A 23,929-nucleotide genomic window follows, 5' to 3' on the forward strand; every position below is an offset into this window, starting at 1 on the left:
GCAATTGGACAGGCCCCCGGCGCCCGGCGGGCTACCGGTCGAAGTCGATCTCCACTTCCTCGGTCATGGCGTGGGACTGGCAGGCCAGGACGAAACCGGCCTCGGTCTCCTCCGCCTCCAGCGCGAAGTTGCGGTCCATCCGGACCTCCCCGGACACCACGAAGGCCCGGCAGGTGCCGCAGACCCCGCCCTTGCAGGCGTACGGGGCGTCCGCGCGGTTGCGCAGCACGGTGTCCAGCAGGGATTCGCCGTCCCGCACGGACCAGGTGCCCGAGCGGCCGTCGAGCCGGGCCGTCACCCGGCCGTGGGCCGGTGCCGGGATGGTGCGGACGGGGCCCTGAGGGGCGGTGTCCTCGACGTGGAAGATCTCCTCGTGCACCCGGGTCCGTGCGACGCCCAGCGCGCCCAGGGCCCGCTCCGCGCCGCTCACCAGCCCGTAGGGACCGCAGAGGAACCAGCCCGTCACCTCCTCGACCGGCAGCAGCGCGGGCAGCAGGGACACCAGCCGGGCCTCGTCGAGCCGCCCGGACGGCAGGCCGGCCTCCTGCTCCTCGCGGGAGAGCACGGTGACGAGCTGGAAACGGTCGGGGTAGCGGTCCTTGAGGTCGGCCACCTCCTCCAGAAACATCGTCGAGGCGGCCGTGCGGTCGCTGCGCACCAGGCAGAACCGGGCGTCGGGCCGGTCCGCCAGCAGCGAGGCGGCGATCGACAGCACCGGGGTGATCCCGCTGCCGCCGACGACGGCCGCGTAGTGCGCGGCGTGCGGGGCGGCGGCCGGCTCCAGGACGAACCGCCCGGCCGGGACCATCACGTCCAGCACGTCACCGGCGGCGATCTCCTTGTGCGCGAACGTGGAGAACTCGCCGCCCTCCACCAGGCGTACGCCCACCCGCAGTCCGGCGGGGCCGGGGCCGTCGGGGGCCGGGGCGGGGGAGCAGATCGAGTAGGTGCGGCGGACCTCGGTGCCCTCGCCGGCGCGCCGGCGCAGGGTCAGGTGCTGGCCGGGGGCGTGGCGGTAGTCCTCGCGCAGTTCCTCGGGGACGCGCAGGGTCAGTGCCACCGAGTCGTCGGTGAGCCGGTCGACTGCCGCCACCGTCAGCGGGTGGAACGCGCCGTGGCGGGGTGCGGCCATCTACAGCTCCTTGAAGTGGTCGAACGGTTCGCGGCAGGCCACGCAGCGGCGCAGCGCCTTGCACGCGGTGGAGGAGAAGCGGCTGAGGAGTTCGGTGTCCGTCGAGCCGCAGTTGGGGCAGCGGACCGACAGGGTGAGCGGGACCGGCCCGCCGGCGGAGTGCGGGCGGGGCGGCGCGATGCCGAACTCGGCCAGTTTGCGGCGGCCCTCGGCGCTGATGTCGTCGGTGGACCAGGCGGGGGACAGGACCGTGGTCACCCGCACCTGCGGTATGCCGTGGCCGGTCAGGACCCGCTCGATGTCGGCGGACATGGCCTCGATGGCAGGGCAGCCGGTGTACGTCGGGGTGAGGACGACCTCGGCGTGGCCGTCCTCGTGCATCCGTACTCCGCGCAGGACGCCCAGCTCGGCCAGGGTCAGCACGGGCAGTTCGGGGTCGGGGACGGAACCCGCCAGCTCGGCCAGCTCCGCCTCCAGGCGGGTGGTTCCGGCCCCGGCGCTCACCACGACGCTCCGGGGTGGCTGCGGTGCAGGTGCTGCATCTCGGCGAGCAGCCGGCCGAACGGCTCGGTGTGCAGCCCCTGGCGGCCCGCTCCGGCCGCCCAGGCGCCCGTACGGGCCCCCTCGGGCAGCGTCAGTCCCACCCGGTCCAGTACGTCGCCCAGCGCGGCCAGCCAGCGTCCCTCAAGGGCCTCCATGGCGGCCCCGTCCAGGCCGAGGCCCTCGACCGGCAGGAACATCTCCCCGGTGAACTTCCACAGGGCGTCCAGCCCGGCGCGCATCCGGGTGCGGCTCTCCTCGGTGCCGTCGCCGAGGCGCAGCGTCCACTGCTCGGCGTGGTCCCGGTGGTAGGCGGTCTCCTTCACGGCCTTGGCCGCGAGCGGGGCGAACGGGCCCTCCCCGGCGGCGAGCTCCGTGTACAGCTCGTGCTGGTAGAAGGAGAAGTAGAGCTGGCGGGCGATGGTGTGGGCGAAGTCCCCGTTGGGCTGTTCGACCAGCTGGAGGTTGCGGAAGGAGCGTTCCTCGCGCAGGAAGGCCAGCTCGTCCTCGTCGCCGGCCATGGACAGCAGCAGACGGGCCTGGCCGAGCAGGTCGAGGGCGATGTTCGCCAGGGCGACCTCCTCCTCCAGGACGGGGGCGTGGCCCGCCCACTCGCCGAGGCGGTGGGAGAGGATCAGCGCGTCGTCGCCGAGGGCCAGGGCGGCCGCGGTACGGGTGTCGGTGCCGGCGCTCACAGGTGGCGCACCCCCTCGGGGATCTCGTAGAAGGTGGGGTGCCGGTACGGCTTGTCGGCGGACGGGGCGAAGAACGGGTCCCGCTCGTCCGGCGAGGAAGCGGTGATCTCGGTGGACGGCACGACCCAGATCGAGACGCCCTCGTTGCGCCGCGTGTAGAGGTCGCGCGCGTTGCGCAGGGCCATCTCCGCGTCGGGGGCGTGCAGGCTTCCGGCGTGCGTGTGCGAGAGGCCGCGGCGCGAGCGCACGAACACCTCCCACAGGGGCCAGTTCTGCGTCATGCCTGTACCTCTCGTCCGGTGCTGGTGTGCTTCGCGGCGTACGCGGAGGCGGCCTCGCGGACCCAGGCGCCTTCCTCGTGCGCCCGGCGCCGCTGGCTGATCCGCTGTTCGTTGCAGGGGCCGTTGCCCTTGAGGACGTCCCAGAACTCGGCCCAGTCGATGGCGCCGAAGTCGTAGTGCCCGCGCTCCTCGTTCCACTTGATGTCCGGGTCGGGGAGCGTCAGGCCCAGGGACTCGGCCTGCGGGACGGCGATGTCCACGAAGCGCTGGCGCAGCTCGTCGTTGGAGTGCCGCTTGATCTTCCAGGCCATCGCCTGCGCGCTGTGCACCGACTCGTCGTCCGGCGGGCCGAACATCATCAGGGAGGGCCACCACCAGCGGTCCACCGCGTCCTGCGCCATTGCGTGCTGGCCCTCGGTGCCCTGCGAGAGGGCGAGGAGCAGCTCGTACCCCTGGCGCTGGTGGAAGGACTCCTCCTTGCAGATCCGGACCATGGCGCGGGCGTAGGGGCCGTAGGAGCAGCGGCAGATCGGGACCTGGTTGGTGATCGCCGCGCCGTCCACGAGCCAGCCGATGGCGCCGACGTCGGCCCAGGTCAGGGTGGGGTAGTTGAAGATCGAGGAGTACTTCTGCTTGCCGGAGTGGAGCTTGTCGAGCAGCTCGTCGCGGCTGGTGCCGAGGGTTTCGGCGGCGCTGTAGAGGTAGAGGCCGTGGCCCGCCTCGTCCTGCACCTTGGCCATGAGGATCGCCTTGCGGCGCAGGGAGGGCGCGCGGGTGATCCAGTTGGCCTCGGGCTGCATGCCGATGATCTCGGAGTGCGCGTGCTGCGCCATCTGCCGGACCAGGGACGCGCGGTACTCCTCGGGCATCCAGTCCCGAGGCTCCACGCGCTCGTCCGCCGCCACGGCGGCGTCGAAGTCCGCCCGGAGCTGTGCGCCGAGGTCCGCGGACTGCCCGTCCACCGCGCCGTCCACCGTGCCTGACGTGCCCGTTTCCGGGGTCACTGCGACCATCCCGGTCCCCTGTCAGAGTGTTCCGTCCGCCCGACCGACCGATCGTTCGGTTCATCCTCTTCAATGGTGAGACGGCGGCCCGTAGGGTGTCAACCTCTGTGGGCAACCCTGTGGAAGCCGGATGATCGGGGCGGGATGGATTCGAACGAGCGCGAGCCTGCGGAAGGAGACCTTCCGCCGGCCGCCGTCCCCTCCCCGCCGGGTCCGCAGGAACCGCGAGAACCGCAGGAACCGCAGGAACCGCCTGCACCGCCTGCACCGTCGCCCGTCCCGCCCCGCGCGCCCGGGATCGCGGGCCTGTCCGCCCCCTACCGGGTCATCGCGGCCCTCGCCCTCGGGGCCCTGGGCGTCGCCGCCTGCCTGCACCTCGGGCTGGTCTTCCTGCACGTCGCCCCGGCCAACACCGTCAGCAAGCAGCACGCGCGGACCGTCGACGGCTGGATCTACCCCGAGTTCGAACAGAACTGGAAGCTCTTCGCGCCCAACCCGCTCCAGCAGAACATCGCCGTCGAGGTCCGGGCCCAGGTCCGCACCGCGGGCGGCGAGCTGGTCACCCGGGACTGGCGCGACCTGTCCGCCGAGGACGGCGCGGCGATCCGCCACAGCCTGCTGCCGAGCCACACCGAGCAGAACGAGCTGCGCAGGGCCTGGGACTTCTTCACCGGCTCCCACGACGAGGAGAACAAGCCCGCCGGCGAGCGCGGCGAACTGGCCGAGCAGTACCTGAAGCGGATCGCCGTGGCCCGGCTGACCGCGGTCAAGCCCGGCGGAGAGCGGATCGTACGGGTCCAGCTGCGCTCGGCGACGCGGTCCGTGGCCGCGCCGCCCTGGAGCGGGGAGAAGACCGACACCCAGACGTACTACCGGGAGCTGCCGTGGTGGAACGTGTGAGGAGCGCCCTCGCGCGGGCGGCTGCCAAGGCCACCGGGCAGGCGCTGGGCCCCTACCAGAGCGCCGTCGTCCGCATCGGCTTCGCCGGGACCTGGCTGTTCTTCCTGCTGCGGGAGTTCCCCCACCGGCACGAGCTGTACGGGCCCGACGGCCCCTGGAGCTGGCAGCTGGCGGAGCGGCTGACGGCCTCCAACCGCGCCTTCACGGTGCTGATGTGGTCGGACTCGGCGCTGTGGTTCGAGACCGTGTACGCGGTCTCCCTGCTCGCGAGCGCGCTGCTGCTGCTGGGCTGGCGCACCCGGGCGGCGTCGGTGCTGTTCATGGTCGGGGTGCTGTCGCTCCAGAACCGCAGCGTCTTCATGGGCGACGGCGGTGACAACGTCATCCACCTGATGGCGGTCTACCTGGTACTGACGCGCTGCGCGCAGGTGTGGTCGCTGGACGCGCGCCGGGCGCGGCTGCGGGGCTCGGCCACGGCGGGGGCGGCGGGGCCGGTGCTGTGGGCGGTGCTGGGCGCGGCCTTCGCCTACGGGGCGGTGAGCGGGCACCTCGGCGCGCTCTGGCTGGTGGCGTTCTCGACGCTGTGGACCGGGACCGCGCTGTGGTGGCTGGCCGACCGGTACGAGCCGCAGGGCGAGCGGCGGGCGACGCTGGACGTGCTCGCGAACCTGCTGCACAACGCCGGGATGCTGGTGATCACGGCCGAGGTGTGCCTGATCTACGCCACCGCCGGCTGGTACAAGATCCAGGGCTCGCGGTGGCAGGACGGGACCGCGCTGTACTACCCGCTGAGACTGGACTACTTCACCCCGTGGCCGTGGCTGTCGGAGCTGGTGGCCTCCAGCGGGGCGGTGGTGATGGTGCTGACGTACGGGACCGTGCTGGTGCAGGTGGCGTTCCCGTTCGCGCTGTTCAACCGGCGGGTCAAGAACGTGCTGCTGGCGTTGATGATGCTGGAGCACGCGGGGATCGCGGTGCTGCTGGGACTGCCGTTCTTCTCGCTGGCGATGATCGCCGCGGACGCGGTGTTCCTGCCGACGGGGCTGCTGGTGTGGGCCGGGGCGCGGGTGGCCGCCGCCGCGGGTGGCCTGCGGCGCCGCTGGTCCCCTGCCCTCCCCCAGACTCCGTCCGGGGGGACCCCCGCTTCGCCCGTTCCCCGGGGCTGCGCCCCGGACCCCTTGGGGGCTCCGCCCCCAGCCCCCCGCGCCTCAAACGCCGGCGGGGCTGGAGTTGCCGGTGGGGCTGGGGTGGCCGGGCTGGGCGGGACGCCGTCCGGCGGGGCTTAGGGTCGGGGCATGAGTGAGCAGCTGGCCGGATGGGCCGAGATCGCCGAGCGAAGCGACGTCGTGCTGCTCGACGGGTTCCACGCGCTGAAGCACGCCCTGCGGTTCGGGGCGGAGGTGCTGGCCGCCGTCGCCGACGAGCCCGAGCGGGTACGGGAGCTCGCCGCCGGGCTGGCGCCCGACGTGGAGGAGCGGGTCGCCCGTCTCGTACGGCGGGCTCCGCTCAAGGAGCTGCTGCCCCGCGTGCACCCCACCGGCGTCGCCGCGCTCGCCGTACGCCCCGACCGCGAGGCCGGCCGGGCCGCGCTGACGCGGACGCCCCGGCCCGCCCCCGTCGTGCTGCTCGACAACCCGCGCAACCTCGGCAACGTCGGCGCCGTGGTCCGCCTCGCCGCCGGCTTCGGGGCCACCGGCGTGCTCACCCGCGGCGACCTCGACCCCTGGCACCCCAACGTGGTCCGCGCCGGCGCCGGGCTGCACTACGCGACCACCGTGGACCGGGTGGAGCTGGAGGAGCTCCCGCCCGGTCCGGTCTACGCGCTCGACCCCGAGGGCGACGACATCCGCGGCCTCGTCCTGCCCGACGACGCCCTGCTCGCCTTCGGTTCCGAGCGGCACGGCATCTCGCCCGAGCTGCGCGCCCGGGCCGACCACCTGGTGGCGCTGCCGATGCGCCCCCAGGTGTCCAGCTACAACCTGGCCACCAGCGTGGCCATGACCCTCTTCCACTGGGGCGGGCCGAAGGACCCGCGGGAGACGGCCTAGGCCTGGCGGCGGACCTCCACCACGCGGAAGCGGTTCGCGACGAACGCCCCGTCGCACAGCGCGGCGTTCGCCGCCGGGTTGCCGCCGGAGCCGTGGAAGTCGGAGAAGGCCGCGGTCTGGTTCACGAAGACCCCGCCCGTCAGGTTCAGCGACAGCTGCGCCGACTCCTCCAGGCAGACCTCCTCGATCGCCCGCTCGGTGTCCGCCGACGTGGTGTACGCGCCCACGGTCATGGCGCCCTTCTCCCGCACCGTGCGGCGCAGCAGTTCGAGGGCGTCGGCCGTGGAGTCCACCGCCACCGCGAAGGAGACCGGGCCGAAGCACTCGGAGAGGTAGGCCGCCTCCGGGTCCGGCTTGCCGGCGTCCAGCTTCACGATCACCGGGGTGCGCACGACCGCGTCCGGGAATTCGGGGTTCGCCACCTCGCGGGAGGCCAGCGCGACCTCGCCGAGGCCGGCCGCCGCCTCCAGGCGGGCCTTGACGTCCGGGTTGACCAGCGCGCCCAGCAGCGCGTTGGCGCGGGCGTCGTCGCCCAGCAGGCCGCCGACCGAGGCCGCGAGGTCGGCGACGACCTCGTCGTACGACTTGTGGCCGGCGTCCGTGTCGATGCCGTCGCGCGGGATCAGCAGGTTCTGCGGGGTGGTGCACATCTGGCCGCTGTACAGGGACAGCGAGAACGCCAGGTTGGACAGCATCCCCTTGTAGTCGTCGGTGGAGTCGACGACGACGGTGTTGACGCCGGCCTTCTCCGTGTATACCTGTGCCTGGCGGGCGTTGGCCTCCAGCCAGTCGCCGAACTCGGTGGACCCGGTGTAGTCGACGAGCTTGATCTCGGGGCGGACGGCCAGCGTCTTGGCGATGCCCTCGCCCGGCCGCTCGACCGCCAGGGCCACCAGGTTCGGGTCGAAGCCCGCCTCGGCCAGCACCTCGCGGGCGGCCTTCACGGTCAGCGCCAGCGGCAGGACGGCGCGCGGGTGCGGCTTGACCAGGACGGCGTTGCCGGTGGCGAGGGAGGCGAACAGGCCGGGGTAGCCGTTCCAGGTGGGGAAGGTGTTGCAGCCGATCATCAGCGCGATGCCGCGCGGCACGGCGGTGAAGGTCTTGCCGAGCTCCAGCGGGTCCTTCTTGCCCTGCGGCTTCGACCAGGCGGCCTGCCCGGGAACGCGGGTTTGCTCCTCGTACGCGTAGGCCACCGCCTCCAGGCCGCGGTCCTGCGCGTGGGGGCCGCCCGCCTGGAAGGCCATCATGAAGGCCTGGCCGCTGGTGTGCATGACCGCGTGCGCGAACTCGTGGGTGCGGGCGGAGATGCGGGCCAGGATCTCGATGCAGACCAGGGCGCGGGTCTCCGGGCCGGCGTCGCGCCAGGCGGCGATCCCGGCCTTCATCGCGGGGAGCAGCACGTCCGGGTCGACGTGCGGGTACTCCACGCCCAGCTCCGGGCCGAAGGGGGAGACCTCGCCGCCCGCCCAGCCGTCGGTGCCGGGCTGCCCGAGGTCGAAGCGCGTCCCGCGGACGGCCTCGAAGGCGGCGAGCCCGTCGGCCGGGGCGGTCTCCCCGTAGGCCTTGGGGTGCTCGGGGTGCGGGGACCAGTAGGCGCGGCTGCGGATGGCATCCAGCGCCTGGTCCAGGGTGGTCCGGTGCTTCTCGGAAAGCTGGGGGACGGTGAGCTCGGCGGCCATCAGGGACCAACTCCTCGTTGAGCCGGGCAGGATCAGGCTGGTCCGCAGACTGGGTCGCAGGCCGGGGATCAGGCTGGGATCGGGCTGGGGCGGGTGAAGAAGAGCAGACTGGAGTTAGAGTAACCGAACGATCGGTCGGTACAAGAGGGCCCGGCAGACCTGTGGACAACCGCGTGCGGGAGGATCAGGACATGACAGCAATCGAGCGGGCTCGCACTGTGGCGGTCATCGGCGCCGGAACCATGGGCCAGGGCATCGCCCAGGTCGCTCTCCTCGCAGGTCATCGCGTACGCCTCTACGACTCCGCGCCCGAGCGGGCCCGCGAGGCCGTCCAGACCGTGGCCGGCCGGGTCGAGCGGCTGGTCGCCAAGGGGCGGCTGGACCGGGCCGAGGCCGACGACGCCGTCCGCCGGCTCGATTCCGCCGACGACCTCGCCGGGCTCGCCCCCGCCGCCCTGGTGATCGAGGCGATCGTCGAGGACGTGGCCGTCAAGCGCGAGCTGTTCGCGGCGCTCGAAGGAGTGGTCGCGCCGGACGCGCTGCTGGCCACCAACACCTCCTCCCTCTCCGTCACCGAGCTCGCAGCCGGCCTCGCGCACCCCGGCCGCTTCCTCGGCCTGCACTTCTTCAACCCGGCCCCGCTGCTCCCCCTCGTCGAGGTGATCAGCGGGTACGCGACCGACCCGGCCGCCGCCGAGAGCGCGTACCGCACCGTCCTGGGCTGGGGGAAGACGCCGGTCCGCTGCGCCGACACGCCCGGCTTCATCGTGAACCGGATCGCCCGCCCCTTCTACGCCGAGGCCTTCGCGGTGTACGAGGAGCAGGGTGCCGACCCCGCCACCATCGACGCCGTCCTGCGCGAGAGCGGCGGCTTCAAGATGGGCCCCTTCCAGCTGACCGACCTCATCGGCCAGGACGTCAACGAGGCCGTCACCCGGTCCGTCTGGGACTCCTTCTTCCGGAGCCCGAAGTTCACCCCCTCGCTCGCCCAGCGCAGGCTCGTCCAGTCGGGCCGCCTCGGTCGCAAGTCCGGGCACGGCTGGTTCCCGTACGGCGAGGACGCGCAGGCTCCGGCCCCGCACACGGCGGCTCCCGAGGAGGCCCCGGACAAGGTCACCGTCGTCGGCGACCTCGGCCCGGCCGCAGCGCTGGCCGACCTGATGGAGGAGGCCGGGATCGCGGTCACCGCCACCGAGCACGGGGGCCCGTACATCCAGCTGCCCGGCGAGGGCCAGCTGGTGCTCGCGGACGGCAAGACCTCGGTCGAGTTCGCCGACGTCGTCTACTTCGACCTCGCGCTCGACTACCGCGACGCCACCCGGATCGCCCTTTCCGCCAGTGAGGACACCACCGAGCGCACCCTCGCCGAGGCGGTCGGGCTCTTCCAGAAGCTCGGCAAGGAGGTCTCCGTCATCGGCGACGTCCCCGGCATGATCGTCGCCCGGACCGTCGCGATGCTGATCGACCTCACCGCCGACGCCGTGGCGCGCGGAGTGGCCACCGCCGAGGACGTCGACACCGCGATGCGGCTCGGCGTCAACTACCCGCTGGGCCCCGCCGAATGGCATGCGCGGCTCGGCCAGGACTGGGCGTACGACCTGCTGCACCACCTGGACGAGCGCTGTCCGGGCGGCCGCTACGCGCCCTCGCTGGCCCTGTTCAAGCTGGGCTACGCGGCCGGCGAGGACGAGGACGAGGGGACGGACGCGGGGGCGGACGAGGGCGCGGAGGGGACCGGATGACCACGGCCAGGCGGGACACCTACACCCCCGAGACCCTGCTGTCCGTCGCCGTCCAGGTCTTCAACGAGCGCGGCTACGACGGCACCTCGATGGAGCACCTGTCCAAGGCGGCCGGCATCTCCAAGTCCTCGATCTACCACCACGTCGCGGGCAAGGAGGAACTGCTCCACCGCGCCGTGAGCCGGGCCCTGGACGGCCTCTTCGCGATCCTGGAGGAGCCCGGCGCGGTACGGGGCCGGGCGGTCGCGCGCGTCGAGTACGTCACGCGCCGCACGGTCGAGGTCCTGGTCGCGGAACTGCCGTACGTCACCCTGCTGCTGCGGGTGCGCGGCAACACCCGCACCGAGCGCTGGGCGCTGGAGCGCCGCAGGGAGTTCGACCACCAGGTCGCCGACCTCCTCAAGGCGGCCGCCGAGGACGGTGACCTGCGGGCCGACGTGGACATCCGGCTCGCCACCCGGCTGCTGTTCGGCATGGTGAACTCGCTGGTCGAGTGGTACCGCCCGCACCCGGGCACCACCCCCGACCAGCTCGCGGACGCGGTGGTCAGCATGGCCCTGGACGGCCTGCGCACCAAGGCCGCGTAGCCCGTACGGGCCTGCGCCGGCGGCCCGCTCCGGCCCGGCGCCCGCGGCCCGGCGGCCCGGCTCCGCTCAGTCCTCCGTGAGGGCGGGGCCGCCGGACGCGCCCGGGTCCAGCAGATCCGTTTCCTCGAACACCAGCAGCGTGCGCGTGGACAGCACCTCCGGGATGGCCTGGAGACGGGTCAGGACCAGCTCCCGCAGGGTCCGGTTGTCCGGCGTGTGGACCAGCAGCAGTACGTCGAAATCCCCGCTGACCAGCGCGATGTGCGCCGCGCCCGGCAGCTCGCGGAGCTTCTCGCGCACCGTCCGCCAGGAGTTCTGGACGATCTTCAGGGTGATGTACGCGGACGCGCCCTGGCCCGCCCGCTCGTGGTTGACCCGGGCTGTGAACCCGCGGATCACCCCGTCGTCGATCAGCCGGTTGATCCGCGCGTAGGCGTTGGCCCGCGACACGTGCACCTGCTCCGCCACCGACCGTATCGACGCGCGGCCGTCCGCCTGGAGCAACCGCATGATCGAACGGTCGATGGGGTCCAGCGGGCGGGGCGGGGCCTGTGGGGCCGGTGGGCCCGAGGGTGCGCCCCCCGGTGGGACCGGTACGGAACCCGCTCCGGCCATTTGTTCATCCGGCATTGCCCACTGCCTCCCTCTCCTGGACGTCCTGCACCCATCCCATGGCCCCGGCGCCACTTTGTCCACAGCCTGGACCCGCCTGTAGCCAAATTGCGCCAACGACCGAACAATCGGTTGGTGAGGCGCCTCACAGTCCCGCGGCCACCGCCGGGGGATCCCCCGGGGGCGCCCAGACGACTTCCCACGAGGAGGTGTACGCCGCCATGACGGTCCAAGAGCTGCCCGGTGCCGGTGCGTCCCACCGGGTCACCCCGCCGCCCGCCTGGAGGCCCCGCACGGAGGCCGCCCCGCTGCTTCCGGACCCCGAGCCCTACCGGGTACTGGGAACTCCGGCGGCGAAGGAGCTCGACCCGGCGCTGATGCGCCGCTACTACGCCGAGCTGGTCCGGGGCCGCCGCTACAACGCGCAGGCCACCGCGCTGACCCGGCAGGGCCGTCTTGCCGTGTACCCCTCCACCGTGGGGCAGGAGGCCGCCGAGATCGCGGCCGCGCTCGTCCTGGAGGAGCAGGACTGGCTCTTCCCGAGCTACCGCGACACCCTCGCGGCCGTGGCGCGCGGGCTGGACCCCGTACAGGCCCTGACGCTGCTGCGCGGCGACTGGCACACCGGGTACGACCCCCGCGAGCACCGCATAGCCCCCCTCTGCACGCCCCTCGCCACCCAGCTGCCGCACGCGGTGGGCCTGGCCCACGCCGCGCGGCTGCGCGGTGACGAGGTCGTCGCGCTCGCCATGGTCGGCGACGGCGGCACCAGCGAGGGCGACTTCCACGAGGCGCTGAACTTCGCGGCCGTCTGGCAGGCCCCCGTGGTCTTCCTCGTCCAGAACAACGGCTTCGCGATCTCCGTACCGCTTTCCAAGCAGACCGCCGCCCCCACCCTGGCCCACAAGGCCGTCGGGTACGGGATGCCCGGCCGGCTGGTCGACGGCAACGACGTCGCCGCCATGCACGAGGTGCTCACCGCGGCCGTGAAGCGGGCCCGCTCCGGCGGCGGACCGACCCTGATCGAGGCCGTCACCTACCGGATGGAGGCCCACACGAACGCAGACGACGCGACCCGCTACCGCACCGACGCCGAAGTCGAGGCCTGGAAGGCGCACGACCCGGTGGACCTGCTGGAGCGCGAGCTGACCGCGAGCGGGATCCTGGACGCCGCGGGCATCCAGGAGGCGCGCGACGCGGCCGAGGCGATGGCGGCGGACCTGCGCGAGCGGATGAACGCCGAACCCGTGCTGGACCCGATGGACCTTTTCGCGCACGTCTACGCGGAGCAGACCGGCCGGCTGCGTGAGCAGGCCGCCATGCTGCGCGCCGAGCTGGAAGCAGAGGGCGAGTGATGACCACCGTCGCCGCCAAGCCCGCCACCATGGCGCAGGCCCTCACCCGCGCCATGCGCGACGCGATGGCCGAGGACCCCACCGTCCACGTGATGGGAGAGGACGTCGGCGCGCTCGGCGGCGTCTTCCGGATCACCGACGGGCTCGTGAAGGAGTTCGGCGAGGACCGCGTCACGGACACCCCGCTCGCGGAGGCCGGGATCCTCGGCACCGCGGTCGGCATGGCCATGTACGGGCTGCGGCCGGTCGTGGAGATGCAGTTCGACGCGTTCGCCTACCCGGCCTTCGAGCAGCTCATCTCGCACGTGGCCAAGATGCGCAACCGCACCCGCGGGGCGATGCCGCTCCCGATCACCATCCGCGTGCCGTACGGCGGCGGGATCGGCGGCGTCGAACACCACTGCGACTCCTCCGAGGCCTACTACACGGCCACCCCCGGGCTCACCGTCGTGACCCCGGCGACCGTCGAGGACGCGTACGGACTGCTGCGCGCCTCGATCGCCAGCGACGACCCGGTGGTCTTCCTGGAGCCGAAGCGGCTCTACTGGTCCAAGGCGCAGTGGTCGCCGGGGGCCCCGGCGGCCGTCCCGGGCATCGGAAAGGCCCTGGTCCGCCGGGCCGGTACGAGCGCCACCCTGATCACCTACGGGCCCTCGCTGCCGGTCTGCCTGGAGGCCGCCGAGGCGGCCCGCGAGGAGGGCTGGGACTTGGAGGTCGTGGACCTGCGCTCCCTCGTCCCCTTCGACGAGGAGACGGTCGTCGCCTCCGTACGCCGCACCGGGCGCGCGGTGGTGGTCCACGAGGCCGGCGGCTTCGGCGGGCCCGGCGCGGAGATCGCCGCCCGGGTGGCGGAGCGCTGCTTCCACCACCTGGAGGCGCCCGTGCTGCGGGTGACCGGCTTCGACATCCCGTACCCGCCGCCGATGCTGGAGAAGCACCACCTGCCGGGCGTGGAACGGATCCTGGACGCCGTGGCCCGCCTCCAGTGGGAGAACTGATGCCGCAGGTGATGGAGTTCAAGCTGCCCGACCTCGGCGAGGGCCTGACCGAGGCCGAGATCGTGCGCTGGCTGGTGGCCGTCGGCGACGTCGTCGAGATCGACCAGCCGGTCGTCGAGGTCGAGACGGCCAAGGCCATGGTCGAGGTGCCCTGCCCGTACGGCGGTGTGGTCACCGCCCGCTTCGGCGAGGAGGGCGAGGAACTGCCGGTCGGCGCCCCGCTGATCACCGTGGCGGTGGGTGCGCAGTCGGCGCCCGCCGAGGCCGTGGAGGTCGTGGAGGCGGCGGCGGAGGGCTCCGGCAACGCGCCCCGGCCGCTGATCGGTTACGGCTCGGACCACTCGCGCCCGGCGCGTCGGCGGCGGGTGCGACCCGTCACCGCCGCGGTGTCGGCGCCCGTGGCGGCCGCTGCTCCGGCGGCCCCGGTGGCTCCGGCGGCCCCGGTGGCTCCGGTGGCTCCGGTGGCCAAGGCCGTGGCGGCTCCGGTGGCTCCGGCCGGGCCGGTGCCGGTCATCTCGCCGTTGGTGCGCAAGCTGGCCCGGGACAACGGCGTCGACCTGCGGTCGCTGCGCGGGTCCGGGCCGGAGGGCCTGATCCTGCGCGCCGACGTCGAGGCCGCACTGCGGGCCCCCGAGCCCGTGGCCGTTCCCGTGGCTCCGGCTCCGGCGGTGGCGGTGGCGGTGGCGGGCGAGCGGATCCCGCTCAAGGGGCTGCGGGGCGCCGTCGCGGAGAAGCTCTCGCGCAGCCGGCGGGAGATCCCCGAGGCCACGTGCTGGGTCGACGCCGACGCCACCGAGTTGATGGCGGCGCGGGCCGCGATGAACGCCGTCGACGGGCCCAGGATCTCCGTGCTGGCGCTGCTGGCCCGGATCTGCACGGCCGGTCTCGCCCGCTACCCGGAGCTCAACTCCACGGTGGACCTCGCCGCCAACGAGATCGTCCGGCTCCCGGCCGTGCACCTGGGCTTCGCCGCGCAGACCGAGCGCGGGCTGATGGTCCCCGTGGTCCGGGACGCGCACACGCGCAGCCCCGAGTCCCTGTCGGCGGAGTTCGCCCGGCTGACCGAGCTGGCCCGGGCGGGGAAGCTGTCCCCGTCGGACCTGACCGGCGGGACGTTCACCCTGAACAACTACGGGGTGTTCGGGGTGGACGGCTCCACGCCGATCATCAACCACCCCGAGGCGGCCATGCTCGGCGTGGGCCGGATCATCCCGAAGCCGTGGGTCCACCAGGGCGAGCTGGCCGTCCGCCAGGTCGTGCAGCTGTCCCTGACCTTCGACCACCGCGTCTGCGACGGCGGCACGGCGGGCGGCTTCCTGCGGTACGTGGCCGACTGCGTGGAGAACCCGGCGGTCCTGCTGCGCAGCCTGTAGCCGGGCCGGCCGGCGGGGCCGGTACATCCAGCCCCGCCGGCGTCCGGACCACACGGGCGTCAGAGCGTCAGAGCGTCAGCAGGAGCTTGCCCACGTGCGTGCTCGCCTCCAGCACGCGGTGTGCCTGCGCCGCCTCCGCGATCGGGTACGTCGCGTGCACCACCGGCCGCACCCGGCCGGAGGCCACCAGCGGCCACACGTGCTCCCGTACGGCCGCGATGATGGCCGCCTTCTCCTCCAGCGGACGTGTCCGCAGCGAGGTCGCCGTGATCGCCGCACGCTTGGCCAGCAGCGTGCGCAGGTCCAGCTCCGCCTTCACCCCGCCCTGGAGGCCGATCACCGCCAGCCGGCCGTTCATCGCCAGCGCGTCCAGGTTCCGCGCCAGGTACTTCGCGCCCATGATGTCCAGGATCACGTCCGCCCCGGCCCCGCCCGTCGCGGCCCGCAGCTCCTCCACGAAGTCCTGCTCGCGGTAGTCGACCAGGATGTCCGCGCCCAGCTCCGCGCAGCGCGCCAGCTTCTCCTTGCCGCCCGCCGTGACCGCCACCCGCGCTCCGACGGCCTTGCCCAGCTGGACCGCCATGGTGCCGATCCCGCTGGAACCGCCGTGGACCAGCAGGGTCTCGCCCGGGCGCAGCCCCGCCACCATGAAGACGTTGGACCAGACCGTCGCGACGACCTCCGGCAGCGCCGCCGCCGTCACCAGGTCCACGCCCTTGGGCACCGGCAGCAGCTGCCCCGCCGGGACGGCGACCTTCTGCGCATACCCGCCGCCCGACAGGAGCGCGCACACCTCGTCGCCCACCGCCCAGACGGACACACCCGGACCGAGTGCGACGATCCGGCCGGAGCACTCCAGGCCGGGGTACGCGGAGGCGCCGGGCGGCGGGGGGTAGAAGCCCTGCCGCTGGAGGACGTCGGCGCGGTTCACGGCGCTCGCCGCGACCTCGACGAGCACCTCCCCCTCGCCCGCCACCGGATCGGGTACTTCGGCCCAGACCAGGGCCTCGGGGCCGCCGGGCTGCTCGATCGTGATCGCATGCATGGCCCGGAATCTACCGGCCCTACTCCGCGGGGCCCAGGGTGACCTGAGGACCCGCCGGAGGGACGGCCCGCACGATGGTGATCAGGCGGTCCGTCAGCTGGAGGGGGCTCGCGTGCGGGTCGTCGTACGGCAGCAGCCGGTGTCCGCGCAGGACGCTGATGACGAGGTCGTCGGTCTCGCGGACGCTGCGGCCCGCTTCCGCCTTGGTGACGGGCCGTTCGATCAGGTCCAGGCCGCTGCCCTGCTGGATCAGGTCCTCCATCACGGTGCCCGCGCTCGGGCTGAGCACCGACAGGCCCAGCAGACGTCCTGCCGCGCTCGCGCTCGTGATGACCGCGTCCGCGCCGGACTGCTTCAGCAGCGGTGCGTTCTCCTCCTCCCGCACCGCCGTCACGATCTTCGCGCCCCGGTTGAGCTGCCGGGCCGTCAGGGTCACCAGGACGGCGGTGTCGTCCCGCTGGGTGGCGATGATGATCTGACGGGCCTTCTGCAGCTCGGCCCGCAACAGGACTTCCGAGCGGGTGGCATCGCCGACGACGCCCGTGAAGCCCTCCGCGTTGGCGATGTCGATCACCTTGGCGCTGGGGTCCACGATGACGACTTGCTCCCTCGGGAGGCCGGTCGCCAGCAGCGTCTGGAGGGCGGAGCGGCCCTTGGTGCCGAAGCCGACGACGACCGTGTGATCGCGCAAGGTTTTCCTCCAGCGGCTGAGCCGCCACTCTTCGCGGGTCCGTTCGGTCAGGACCTCCAGGGTGGTCCCGACCAGGATGATCAGGAACAGCACGCGCAGCGGGGTGATCAGCAGGACGTTGACCAGCCGCGCGCTGTCGCTGTAGGGGACGATGTCGCCGTAGCCCGTCGTCGACAGGGTCACGGTCGCGTAGTAGACGCAGTCGAGGAAGTCGACCTGCTCGTTGGCGTTGTCGTGGTAGCCCTCGCGGTCGAGCCAGACGATGAACACCGTCAGGCAGAGCACGAAGAGGGCCATCAGCAGCCGCCGCGTTACCTGCCGCAGCGGCTGTTCGACCACGCGCTTGGGGAGTTTGACGCGGCGTGAGACGAGCTTCTCGTCCGCACCCCGCGCCATGGCGTCCTGGCCGTGGAGTTTCACGTGAAACATCCTCCCGAGGCCCAGGGCAGGTCGAGGATCTCCAGGTCCTGCCCCGACCGCGCGCCGTGCGGCGGTACGACGGCCAGCGCGTCGGCGCCCGCCACCCCGCGCAGCATCGCCGGGCCGTTGTAGCGCAGCGGTACGGCGTGCTCGTCGGTCAGCAGTACCGGCACCAGCCGGGTGTCGTACGGGTGGCCGGGCACGTCGCCCTCCACCGGAACCGTATAGCGGGGCCGCTGGCGGCGGCCGGCGAGGGCGCGCAGCAGCGGCTCGGCGAGGGTCAGCAGCCCGGACACGGCGGCGAGCGGGTTGCCGGGCAGGCCGACCACGTGGCGGGCCTCCTCCCGCTCGCCGATGCGGGCCAGCAGCATCGGGTGCCCGGGGCGCACGGCGACCCCGTCCACGAGCAGCTCGGCCCCGGCACGCTCCAGCACGGGGTGGACGTGGTCGACGGGACCGGAGGCGGTGCCGCCGGTGGTGACGACGACATCGGCGGTGGAGGAGGTGACGGCCTTCAGCAGGGCCTCGGCCCCGGCCGGGTCGTCGCCGAGCCGGCGCGTGCCGATGACCTCGGCGCCGATCCGGGTGATCCAGGGTCCGAGCATGGGGCTGAGGGCGTCACGGATCAGGCCGTCGTGCGGGCGCCCCTCGGTGAGCAGTTCGTCGCCGAGGACCAGGATCTCCACCCGGGGCCGGGGGCGGGTGACCAGCTCGTCGTACCCGGCGGCCGCGGCGAGGCCGAGCACGGCCGGGGTGACGAGGGAGCCCACGGGCAGCAGCAGGTCGCCCGAGCGGCACTCCTGGCCGCGCGGGCGGATGTCCTGGCCCGTGTTCACGGGCCGGGAGGCGTACAGCTGGGTGCCGGACTCGCGGGCGTGCTCGCTGCGGATCACGGCGGTGGTGTCGGCGGGGACGCGGGCGCCGGTGGCGATCCGTACGGCCTCGCCGTCGCCGAGCGGCGCGGGCGGCTCGTCCCCGGCGAGGATCCCGTCACCGGGCCGGACGTGCCAGGGGCCGGGGCCCGCGACGGCCCAGCCGTCCATGGCCGAGGTGTCGAAGGAGGGCAGGTCGCTCAGGGCCTCCAGGGGCGCGGTCAGGACCTCGCCGAGCGCGTCCGTGAAGGGCACCCGGTGGGTGCGGGCCGGCACCGCCGTCCCGGCCCGCGCGGCGGTCTCACGGGCGCGCAGCCAGGGGGAGGCGCGGTGGCCGCCGCCGGCGCCACCGGAGTCGGGGTTGCGGCTGACCAGGGCGAGGGCCTCGTCCAGGGCGCCGTCGGCGTCGGTGCGGGTCATCCGGAGCCGGTCTCCTCGGGGTGTGGGGGCTGGGCCTCGGCGGCCCAGCGCAGTGCCAGCTCGGCCGCCTTGCGGGAGGCCTCGGCGACGGCCTGGGCGGGGTCGGCGCCGCCGGCCTCGGCGCGGGCGGCCGCGTAGCCGACGAGGAACGTCGTCAGCGGGGCAGCGGGCCGGGCCACGCCGTGGGCGGCGTCACGGGCGACGTCGAGGAGGGTCGGGACGTCGACGTCGACGTCCTCGATCCCGAGTTCGTTCTTGGCAGCGGTGATCCAATGCTCCAGCACGTTCCCATGCTCCCTGATCCGGGCGCGGGCCGCTGCCAGGTCTTCCCAGGTGTCGCAGTCGAAGGAGGCGAGTGGCGCAGCGGCGTCGACCCTGGTCAGGTCGAGTTCGGTGGTGAGGGCGCGCAGCGGGAGGCCGTGGAGGGTGCCGTGTTCGGTGGCGAGCAGGGCGATCTCACGGCGCAGGGGCTCCGCGCGGTAGGCGGCGACGAGGGGCTGGTCGCGGCCGTCCGCGTCCCGCAGCAGGGCGCCGTCGCCGCCGGCGCCGGCCGGGGCCGAGGCTGCGGCGAGCAGGGCGTGGACGGTGTCCCGGTCGAGGAAGGGCAGGTCGGCGGAGAGTACGAGGACCAGCGGGGCGGTCGTGGCACGGACCCCGGCGTCCAGCGCGGCCACCGGGCCGCCGCCGGCCGGGTCCTCGCGGGTCCAGCGGACGGGGCGGGCGGTCGCCCTCCGGGCGCCGACGACGACGGTCTCGGCGGCGTCGGGGCAGGCCGCCAGGACGCGGTCGAGGAGGGTGCGGCCGCCGACGTGGAGGGTGGGCTTGTCGGCCCCGCCGAGGCGCCGGGCGGCGCCGCCGGCGAGGACGATGGCGTCGTAGCTCATGCCCCTGAGTATGCGCGGGCCATCTCCGCTGCGCGGACGCCCACTTACCCCCGCCTTACACGCCGCCCGGCCGCCGCTGCACGGGCCGCCGCCGCACGGGCGCGTGCCGCCGGTCGGGGCGCCGCTGCGCGGGCTGCTCCCCGCCCCACCCTTCGCCCGTTCCCCGGGGCGTTGCCCCGGACCCCTTCCCGGGGGCTCCGCCCCCGGACCCCAGCGCCTCAAACGCCGGCGGGGCTGGGACAGCAGAACGCCGGCGGGGCTGGATTCTCCAGCCCCGCCGGCGTGTGAGGCGACGGGCGCGCAGCGCCCGTACCGGGGTCAGGGGCGGAGCCCCTGGGAACGGTGGAAGGGCGGGCAGGGGACCTCGCCCCGCGCAGCGGCCACCCACCCGCACACGCCCCACCCAGCCCGAGCGGAATCAGAGGTAGGGGCCCGAGCGGACCGCGCCGTGCGGGCCGTCTTCGTCGTCGTCGTGGGAGCCGCCCGGCGGAAGGGCCCGGCGCATCTGCTCCAGCTGGGCCCGCGCCGCCATCTGCTGTGCGAACAGGGCCGTCTGGATGCCGTGGAAGAGGCCCTCCAGCCACCCCACCAACTGGGCCTGTGCGATCCGCAGTTCCGCCTCGGAGGGGACCGCCTCCTCGGTGAACGGCAGGGAGAGCCGCTCCAGTTCCTCGACCAGCTCCGGTGCGAGGCCGTCTTCGAGTTCCTTCACGGACGCCGCGTGGATGTCCTTCAGACGGACCCGGCTGGCCTCGTCCAGAGGAGCGGCGCGTACTTCTTCCAGAAGTTGCTTGATCATGCTGCCGATGCGCATGACCTTGGCGGGCTGTTCGACCATCTCCGTCACCGGGACCTCGCGCGACTCGTCATCGGTGCCGCCGACCGCCGTCCCGTCCTGGCCCACGATCAGCACGTGCGGGGGGCTGTCCTGCGACCGTTCACTCCTCGGCATCTCCATGCCGTCATTCTCTCGCACACCTGCGTACTCACACGGTGTGCCCCCGTACGGACGTGATCCACCCTGTACGGGGGCACGGACCTCAACCGGCCTCAGCCCGCCGCCCGCCGGGCCAGCGCGCCGCTGGACCTGGTGACCAGCGCGGCCAGCAGCGCCGCGCCCAGCGGGACGAGGACCAGCAGCCCGGCCAGCGTGTCCCACGGCACCGCGATCGGTACGTACAGCTCGGTGTCGCGCGCCGAGGCGTAGCCCATTTCGAGGCTGCTCCGGATCAGCCGCCGCTGCTCCCGCTCCTGGGTGAGCCGCAGTCCGACCGCCGGCAGGACGCCCGCCGCCGAGCCGAGGACGACGCCCATCAGGGCCACGACCCCGCACTGGAAGCCGCTGAGCGTGCGCCGTACGCGCGGGGCCGCGCCGACCGCCGCCAGGGTCTTCAGGTCGGCTTCGGAGTCGGCCTGGGACAGGCCCGTCGCGATGCCGGCGGCGCCGATGGTGACGAGCCCCGCGAAGACGCTGAGGGCGAGCAGGCCCAGGGTGTGCTGCTCCTGGTAGCCCTCCTCGATCTTGAGCTGGGCGTCGGCGCCCATCCGGTCGATTTCCCCGTCCAGCCGCTGCCGCTCCTCCGTGCTCGCCTTCCGGTCGAGGCTGAACCAGGCCCCGGCCGGGGCCGTGGCGAGGCCGGCGGCGCGGGCCGCGGCGGGCGGCAGGATCAGGTCGAGGCCCCAGCCCTTGGCGGTTTCGGGCGCCTGGTACACGGCGAGGACCTTGTCCTGGCCGGGCGGATCGGCGCGCCGGCCGGAGGCCTCGTCGGCGGCGGCCGGGTCGGTGATGATCCGCAGGGTGATCTTCCCGTCCTTGACCTGGTTGCGGTCGAAGGAGACGGGCCGTCCCTCCCTCAGCGCGGCCGCGGCGCCCGGGTCGGAGACCGCCAGCACCTGGAGCAGCTTCTCGTCGGCGACGAGGACGTCGAAGGGGGTGCCCCACCGCTTCACCGCGCAGCGCGGGTCCTGCCGCAGCGCGCGGGCCTGGTCCGGGGTGAAGGAGGCCGGGCCGTGCTCGGCTTCGGAGAGCGGGCAGCGCTGTTCCTTCGGGACGATGATCTCGGCGCGCCCGCAGCCGGGGGCCGACGAGCGCCCGGAGCAGTTGGGGTTGCCCACGACCAGCCGGTCCACATCGGCCCGTACCGCCACCGGCAGGGTCTTGGACAGGGTGTCGCGCAGGGCCGGCACGTCCTTGTGGCCGGTGTTGTCACCGCTCGTCAGATAACCGGAGTTGTCGGGGAGTACGGCCTCGTACTCGTGCCGGTACTGGACGTCCCGGCTGTGCTGGTACGTGGAGACCGCCACCGTCCCGGCGACGGCCGCGAGTACGGCGGCCACGGCCGGGGCCGTACGCCCCCGGTTGCGGACGGCGTCGCGCAGCGCGAGCCGCGGCGACAGCGGCAGCCACCGCCCGAGCCGCCCGAACAGGCCGACCAGCAGCGGGGTGAGGGCGACGACGCCCAGCTCGGCGAGGGCGCTGCCGCCCATCACGAGGGTGGTGTTGACGCGGTACCGGCTGCCGTACAGGACGATCGCCGCGCCGGCGGCGACGGCCAGGATCCCGATGACGGGCAGGATCCGGTTGGCGCGGCGCACCCCGCGCCGGCCGGTGAGGGAGGCCAGCACGGTCTGCCGGGAGGCGGTGACGGCGGGGGCGACGGCGGCGAGCAGGCCGGTCACGACGGCGATCAGGGCGATGGCCAGCAGCTCCAGCGGGCGGACCTCGAAGCCGCCGAAGCGGGCGCCGAGCCTCTGCTCCAGCAGGGGCCGCAGTCCGACGGTGAGGGCCACGCCGATGGCCGTGCCGAGGACGGCCGCCACGGCGCCGATGACCACACCGCCGGAGAGCACGACGGCCCGGATGTGCCGGCGGTCTCCGCCGTTGGCGCCGATCAGGCCCAGCTGCCGGCGCGAGCGGCGGGCGCCGACCGCGAAGGCGGGTCCGGCGAGCAGGCAGATCTCCAGCATGGCGAGGCCGATGACGGTGACCAGTACGGCCCGTTCGGTCACCGTGCCGCCGCTGCGGAACGCGAACTGCTCCTTCGGCTGCTGCTGGAACAGCGGGACCTCGGAGTCGGCCGGCGGGTGCAGGATCACGGCGCGGGAGAGGACGAGCGCGCCCCGCTTGTTGGCCTCCTTGACCATGTTCCACGTGAAACCATCGCCGCCCACCGAGACGAGGTAGGTGACGCGGGGGTTGAGCCCGGGCGTGCCGGAGGCCTTCAGGGCCTTGTCGAGGGGAGCGAGCAGGGTGCCGGGCAGGGCGAGCAATTCCGGGCGGGCGAGTTTGTCGGGCATCTCGTACGCGCCCACGATCCGGTACGGGCCCGGTGCGCCGCGCGGGGTCGCGGAGGAGCCCACGTGCAGCCCGGAGGCCTTGAGGAAGGCGGTGGTGGCGACGATCTCGCCCGGCCGCTCGGGCATGCGGCCCCGGTCGAGGGTGAGCAGGCCCCGGGTCAGGGGGTCGCGCACGTCCAGCTCGCGCAGGTCGGTGTTCAGCAGCCCGTGGGTGGTGTGCACCTTGGCGTGGCCCCTGGTGTCCTCCACGGCCCGGATCCCGGGCGGGAGCGCGGACTTCAGCGGCTGCCGGTCCTCCTCCCGGCCGGGCCGGTACTTGTCGTAGCCGCCGACCGGCGCGTACTGCACGCCGTCGGGGTGCTGGTGGATGGCGGAGTCCAGGCCGGACGGGCTGATCCGGGCGTCGGCGGCGCCGAGCTCCCGGGTCATCCGCTGGCCGGGGGAGAGTTCGGCGCTGCGGATGGTGAGGTCGATGGCGCTCATGCCGATGATGGGCAGGGCGAGCATCGCGAGGACCAGGGTGCTGCGGCCCTTGGCGCGCCAGGCGTCGCGGCGGGCGATCCGCAGGGCGGCGATCCAGGAGTGGTACCAGGCGGTGAGCGGGGAGGTCACAGGCCGGCCGCCCGCCCGGAGAGCAGCGAGTCGGCCTGGCTGCGCAGGGTCTCGTCGACGACGCTGCCGTCGCGCAGGAAGACGACCCGGTCCGCCCAGGCGGCGAAGCGGGGTTCGTGCGTGACGAGGACGGCTGCCGCGCCCGCGTCGCAGCGGGCGCGCAGCAGTGCGAGGACGGATTCGCCGGTCTCGGAGTCGAGGGCGCCGGTGGGTTCGTCGGCCAGGACGAGGCGGCGTTCGCCCACCAGGGCGCGGGCGATGGCCACGCGCTGTTGCTGGCCGCCGGACATCTCGTCGGGGAAGCGGTCGGCGAGCTGGGGCAGGCGTATCTCCTCCAGCGCGGCGAGGGCCGCGCGGCGGGCCTTGCGGGCGGAGCTGCCGTCGAGTTCGAGGGGCAGTGCCACGTTCTCGGCGGCGGTGAGGGCCGGGATCAGGTTGTAGTCCTGGAAGACGTAGCCGATGCTGCGCCGGCGCAGTGCGGCCAGCTGCCTGCGGCTCGCGGTGGTGATGTCGACGCCCTCGACCAGGACATGGCCGCTGGTGGGGGTGTCGAGTCCGCCGGCGAGGGTGAGGAGCGTGGACTTGCCGGAGCCGGACGGGCCCATGACGGCGACGAGTTCGCCGGGGTGGACGCTGAGGTCGACCCCGCGCAGGGCGTGCACCTCGGTGGCGCCGCTGCCGTGGGTGCGGACGAGGCGGTCCAGCCGGAGTACGGGGTGTGAGTGGTTCTGCTCGTGCATGA

At 73.8% G+C, this 23,929-nt stretch carries 22 protein-coding genes; 8 read left to right on the forward strand and 14 right to left on the reverse strand.

What is annotated here, in order from left to right:
• Window positions 1-31: 31 nt before the first annotated feature.
• Genes AC069X_RS09645 through paaA form a run of 5 tightly spaced genes read right to left on the reverse strand, consistent with a single transcriptional unit; the run spans window position 32 to window position 3,661 of the window.
• Complete coding sequence (locus AC069X_RS09645) at window positions 32-1,132, reverse strand: 2Fe-2S iron-sulfur cluster-binding protein (protein WP_478726805.1); 1,101 nt, start codon at window positions 1,130-1,132, stop codon at window positions 32-34.
• Window positions 1,133-1,639, reverse strand: a complete 507-nt coding sequence (gene paaD / locus AC069X_RS09650; protein WP_478726806.1) for a 1,2-phenylacetyl-CoA epoxidase subunit PaaD — start codon at window positions 1,637-1,639, stop codon at window positions 1,133-1,135.
• Window positions 1,633-2,367: a 1,2-phenylacetyl-CoA epoxidase subunit PaaC gene (paaC, locus tag AC069X_RS09655; protein ID WP_478726808.1), complete on the reverse strand. Its 735-nt coding sequence runs from the start codon at window positions 2,365-2,367 to the stop codon at window positions 1,633-1,635. Before paaC ends, paaD begins: the two co-directional genes overlap by 7 nt.
• Entirely contained in the window at window positions 2,364-2,648 is a 285-nt protein-coding gene (gene paaB, locus AC069X_RS09660) for a 1,2-phenylacetyl-CoA epoxidase subunit PaaB (protein ID WP_125813338.1), read from the reverse strand. Before paaB ends, paaC begins: the two co-directional genes overlap by 4 nt.
• Complete coding sequence (gene paaA, locus AC069X_RS09665) at window positions 2,645-3,661, reverse strand: 1,2-phenylacetyl-CoA epoxidase subunit PaaA (protein WP_478726810.1); 1,017 nt, start codon at window positions 3,659-3,661, stop codon at window positions 2,645-2,647. Before paaA ends, paaB begins: the two co-directional genes overlap by 4 nt.
• 135 nt (window positions 3,662-3,796) lie before the next feature.
• Here paaA and AC069X_RS09670 point away from each other — a divergent pair, with 135 nt between their 5' ends.
• Genes AC069X_RS09670 through AC069X_RS09680 form a run of 3 tightly spaced genes read left to right on the forward strand, consistent with a single transcriptional unit; the run spans window position 3,797 to window position 6,600 of the window.
• Window positions 3,797-4,552, forward strand: a complete 756-nt coding sequence (locus AC069X_RS09670; protein WP_478726812.1) for a DUF5819 family protein — start codon at window positions 3,797-3,799, stop codon at window positions 4,550-4,552.
• Complete coding sequence (locus AC069X_RS09675; protein WP_478726814.1) at window positions 4,540-5,838, forward strand: HTTM domain-containing protein; 1,299 nt, start codon at window positions 4,540-4,542, stop codon at window positions 5,836-5,838. The genes AC069X_RS09670 and AC069X_RS09675 overlap by 13 nt, the downstream gene beginning before the upstream one ends.
• Before the next feature lie 9 nt (window positions 5,839-5,847).
• Window positions 5,848-6,600, forward strand: coding sequence for a TrmH family RNA methyltransferase (locus AC069X_RS09680; protein WP_478726815.1), 753 nt, complete (start codon window positions 5,848-5,850; stop codon window positions 6,598-6,600).
• Here AC069X_RS09680 and paaN read toward each other — a convergent pair.
• A complete protein-coding gene (gene paaN, locus AC069X_RS09685; protein ID WP_478726817.1) occupies window positions 6,597-8,279 on the reverse strand; it encodes a phenylacetic acid degradation protein PaaN in 1,683 nt (560 codons plus the stop codon). The genes AC069X_RS09680 and paaN overlap by 4 nt on opposite strands.
• A gap of 191 nt (window positions 8,280-8,470) precedes the next feature.
• Between paaN and AC069X_RS09690 the strand changes: the two genes are divergently transcribed.
• Both AC069X_RS09690 and AC069X_RS09695 read left to right on the forward strand, forming a co-directional pair.
• The gene (locus AC069X_RS09690) at window positions 8,471-10,021 is read left to right on the forward strand and encodes a 3-hydroxyacyl-CoA dehydrogenase (protein WP_478726819.1); all 1,551 of its coding nucleotides are present in this window, start codon (window positions 8,471-8,473) and stop codon (window positions 10,019-10,021) included.
• Window positions 10,018-10,608, forward strand: a complete 591-nt coding sequence (locus AC069X_RS09695) for a TetR/AcrR family transcriptional regulator (protein ID WP_478726821.1) — start codon at window positions 10,018-10,020, stop codon at window positions 10,606-10,608. The genes AC069X_RS09690 and AC069X_RS09695 overlap by 4 nt, the downstream gene beginning before the upstream one ends.
• Window positions 10,609-10,674: 66 nt before the next feature.
• Here AC069X_RS09695 and AC069X_RS09700 read toward each other — a convergent pair whose 3' ends face one another.
• Window positions 10,675-11,238, reverse strand: a complete 564-nt coding sequence (locus AC069X_RS09700) for an Lrp/AsnC family transcriptional regulator (protein ID WP_478726822.1) — start codon at window positions 11,236-11,238, stop codon at window positions 10,675-10,677.
• Window positions 11,239-11,441: 203 nt separating this feature from the next.
• Here AC069X_RS09700 and pdhA point away from each other — a divergent pair, with 203 nt between their 5' ends.
• From pdhA to AC069X_RS09715, 3 genes are read left to right on the forward strand one after another with little or no spacing between them, the layout of a single operon-like run.
• The gene (pdhA, locus tag AC069X_RS09705) at window positions 11,442-12,575 is read left to right on the forward strand and encodes a pyruvate dehydrogenase (acetyl-transferring) E1 component subunit alpha (RefSeq protein WP_478726824.1); all 1,134 of its coding nucleotides are present in this window, start codon (window positions 11,442-11,444) and stop codon (window positions 12,573-12,575) included.
• Window positions 12,575-13,573 carry an alpha-ketoacid dehydrogenase subunit beta gene (locus AC069X_RS09710; RefSeq protein ID WP_478726826.1) on the forward strand — a complete coding sequence of 333 codons (999 nt, stop codon included), beginning with the start codon at window positions 12,575-12,577 and terminating at the stop codon, window positions 13,571-13,573. The genes pdhA and AC069X_RS09710 overlap by 1 nt, the downstream gene beginning before the upstream one ends.
• Window positions 13,573-14,946 carry a dihydrolipoamide acetyltransferase family protein gene (locus AC069X_RS09715; protein WP_478726828.1) on the forward strand — a complete coding sequence of 458 codons (1,374 nt, stop codon included), beginning with the start codon at window positions 13,573-13,575 and terminating at the stop codon, window positions 14,944-14,946. The genes AC069X_RS09710 and AC069X_RS09715 overlap by 1 nt, the downstream gene beginning before the upstream one ends.
• A 67-nt stretch (window positions 14,947-15,013) precedes the next feature.
• Here the strand turns inward: AC069X_RS09715 and AC069X_RS09720 are convergent, their stop codons facing one another.
• The 7 genes from AC069X_RS09720 to AC069X_RS09750 all read right to left on the reverse strand — a co-directional run bounded on the left by AC069X_RS09720 (window position 15,014) and on the right by AC069X_RS09750 (window position 23,927).
• Window positions 15,014-15,991, reverse strand: coding sequence for an NAD(P)H-quinone oxidoreductase (locus AC069X_RS09720; RefSeq protein WP_478726829.1), 978 nt, complete (start codon window positions 15,989-15,991; stop codon window positions 15,014-15,016).
• Between the two features lie 19 nt (window positions 15,992-16,010).
• On the reverse strand, window positions 16,011-17,111 hold the full coding sequence (locus AC069X_RS09725) for a potassium channel family protein (protein WP_478726831.1): 1,101 nt from the start codon (window positions 17,109-17,111) through the stop codon (window positions 16,011-16,013).
• Window positions 17,099-18,394: a molybdopterin molybdotransferase MoeA gene (locus AC069X_RS09730; protein ID WP_478726833.1), complete on the reverse strand. Its 1,296-nt coding sequence runs from the start codon at window positions 18,392-18,394 to the stop codon at window positions 17,099-17,101. Before AC069X_RS09730 ends, AC069X_RS09725 begins: the two co-directional genes overlap by 13 nt.
• Window positions 18,391-19,278, reverse strand: a complete 888-nt coding sequence (locus AC069X_RS09735; RefSeq protein WP_478726835.1) for an NTP transferase domain-containing protein — start codon at window positions 19,276-19,278, stop codon at window positions 18,391-18,393. The genes AC069X_RS09730 and AC069X_RS09735 overlap by 4 nt, the downstream gene beginning before the upstream one ends.
• Before the next feature lie 418 nt (window positions 19,279-19,696).
• The gene (locus AC069X_RS09740) at window positions 19,697-20,236 is read right to left on the reverse strand and encodes a bacterial proteasome activator family protein (RefSeq protein ID WP_401254360.1); all 540 of its coding nucleotides are present in this window, start codon (window positions 20,234-20,236) and stop codon (window positions 19,697-19,699) included.
• A gap of 92 nt (window positions 20,237-20,328) precedes the next feature.
• On the reverse strand, window positions 20,329-23,082 hold the full coding sequence (locus AC069X_RS09745) for an ABC transporter permease (protein ID WP_478727022.1): 2,754 nt from the start codon (window positions 23,080-23,082) through the stop codon (window positions 20,329-20,331).
• A 101-nt stretch (window positions 23,083-23,183) separates the two neighbouring features.
• Complete coding sequence (locus AC069X_RS09750; protein WP_478726837.1) at window positions 23,184-23,927, reverse strand: ABC transporter ATP-binding protein; 744 nt, start codon at window positions 23,925-23,927, stop codon at window positions 23,184-23,186.
• Between the last annotated feature and the right edge of the window lie 2 nt (window positions 23,928-23,929).

The sequence above is a fragment of the Streptomyces sp. NPDC043896 genome (assembly GCF_056435605.1).

Bases quoted from the DNA above. Each gene is read 5' to 3' on its own strand.
- AC069X_RS09725 (WP_478726831.1), bottom strand. From the start codon at position 17,111: ATGTTTCACGTGAAACTCCACGGCCAGGACGCCATGGCGCGGGGTGCG.
- AC069X_RS09680 (WP_478726815.1), top strand. From the start codon at position 5,848: ATGAGTGAGCAGCTGGCCGGATGGGCCGAGATCGCCGAGCGAAGCGAC.
- AC069X_RS09745 (WP_478727022.1), bottom strand. From the start codon at position 23,082: ATGCTCGCCCTGCCCATCATCGGCATGAGCGCCATCGACCTCACCATC.
- pdhA (WP_478726824.1), top strand. From the start codon at position 11,442: ATGACGGTCCAAGAGCTGCCCGGTGCCGGTGCGTCCCACCGGGTCACC.
- AC069X_RS09735 (WP_478726835.1), bottom strand. From the start codon at position 19,278: ATGAGCTACGACGCCATCGTCCTCGCCGGCGGCGCCGCCCGGCGCCTC.
- AC069X_RS09740 (WP_401254360.1), bottom strand. From the start codon at position 20,236: ATGGAGATGCCGAGGAGTGAACGGTCGCAGGACAGCCCCCCGCACGTG.
- AC069X_RS09670 (WP_478726812.1), top strand. From the start codon at position 3,797: ATGGATTCGAACGAGCGCGAGCCTGCGGAAGGAGACCTTCCGCCGGCC.
- paaA (WP_478726810.1), bottom strand. From the start codon at position 3,661: ATGGTCGCAGTGACCCCGGAAACGGGCACGTCAGGCACGGTGGACGGC.
- AC069X_RS09715 (WP_478726828.1), top strand. From the start codon at position 13,573: ATGCCGCAGGTGATGGAGTTCAAGCTGCCCGACCTCGGCGAGGGCCTG.
- AC069X_RS09720 (WP_478726829.1), bottom strand. From the start codon at position 15,991: ATGCATGCGATCACGATCGAGCAGCCCGGCGGCCCCGAGGCCCTGGTC.
- AC069X_RS09645 (WP_478726805.1), bottom strand. From the start codon at position 1,132: ATGGCCGCACCCCGCCACGGCGCGTTCCACCCGCTGACGGTGGCGGCA.
- paaN (WP_478726817.1), bottom strand. From the start codon at position 8,279: ATGGCCGCCGAGCTCACCGTCCCCCAGCTTTCCGAGAAGCACCGGACC.
- AC069X_RS09695 (WP_478726821.1), top strand. From the start codon at position 10,018: ATGACCACGGCCAGGCGGGACACCTACACCCCCGAGACCCTGCTGTCC.
- AC069X_RS09690 (WP_478726819.1), top strand. From the start codon at position 8,471: ATGACAGCAATCGAGCGGGCTCGCACTGTGGCGGTCATCGGCGCCGGA.
- paaB (WP_125813338.1), bottom strand. From the start codon at position 2,648: ATGACGCAGAACTGGCCCCTGTGGGAGGTGTTCGTGCGCTCGCGCCGC.
- AC069X_RS09730 (WP_478726833.1), bottom strand. From the start codon at position 18,394: ATGACCCGCACCGACGCCGACGGCGCCCTGGACGAGGCCCTCGCCCTG.
- AC069X_RS09700 (WP_478726822.1), bottom strand. From the start codon at position 11,238: ATGCCGGATGAACAAATGGCCGGAGCGGGTTCCGTACCGGTCCCACCG.
- AC069X_RS09750 (WP_478726837.1), bottom strand. From the start codon at position 23,927: ATGCACGAGCAGAACCACTCACACCCCGTACTCCGGCTGGACCGCCTC.
- AC069X_RS09710 (WP_478726826.1), top strand. From the start codon at position 12,575: ATGACCACCGTCGCCGCCAAGCCCGCCACCATGGCGCAGGCCCTCACC.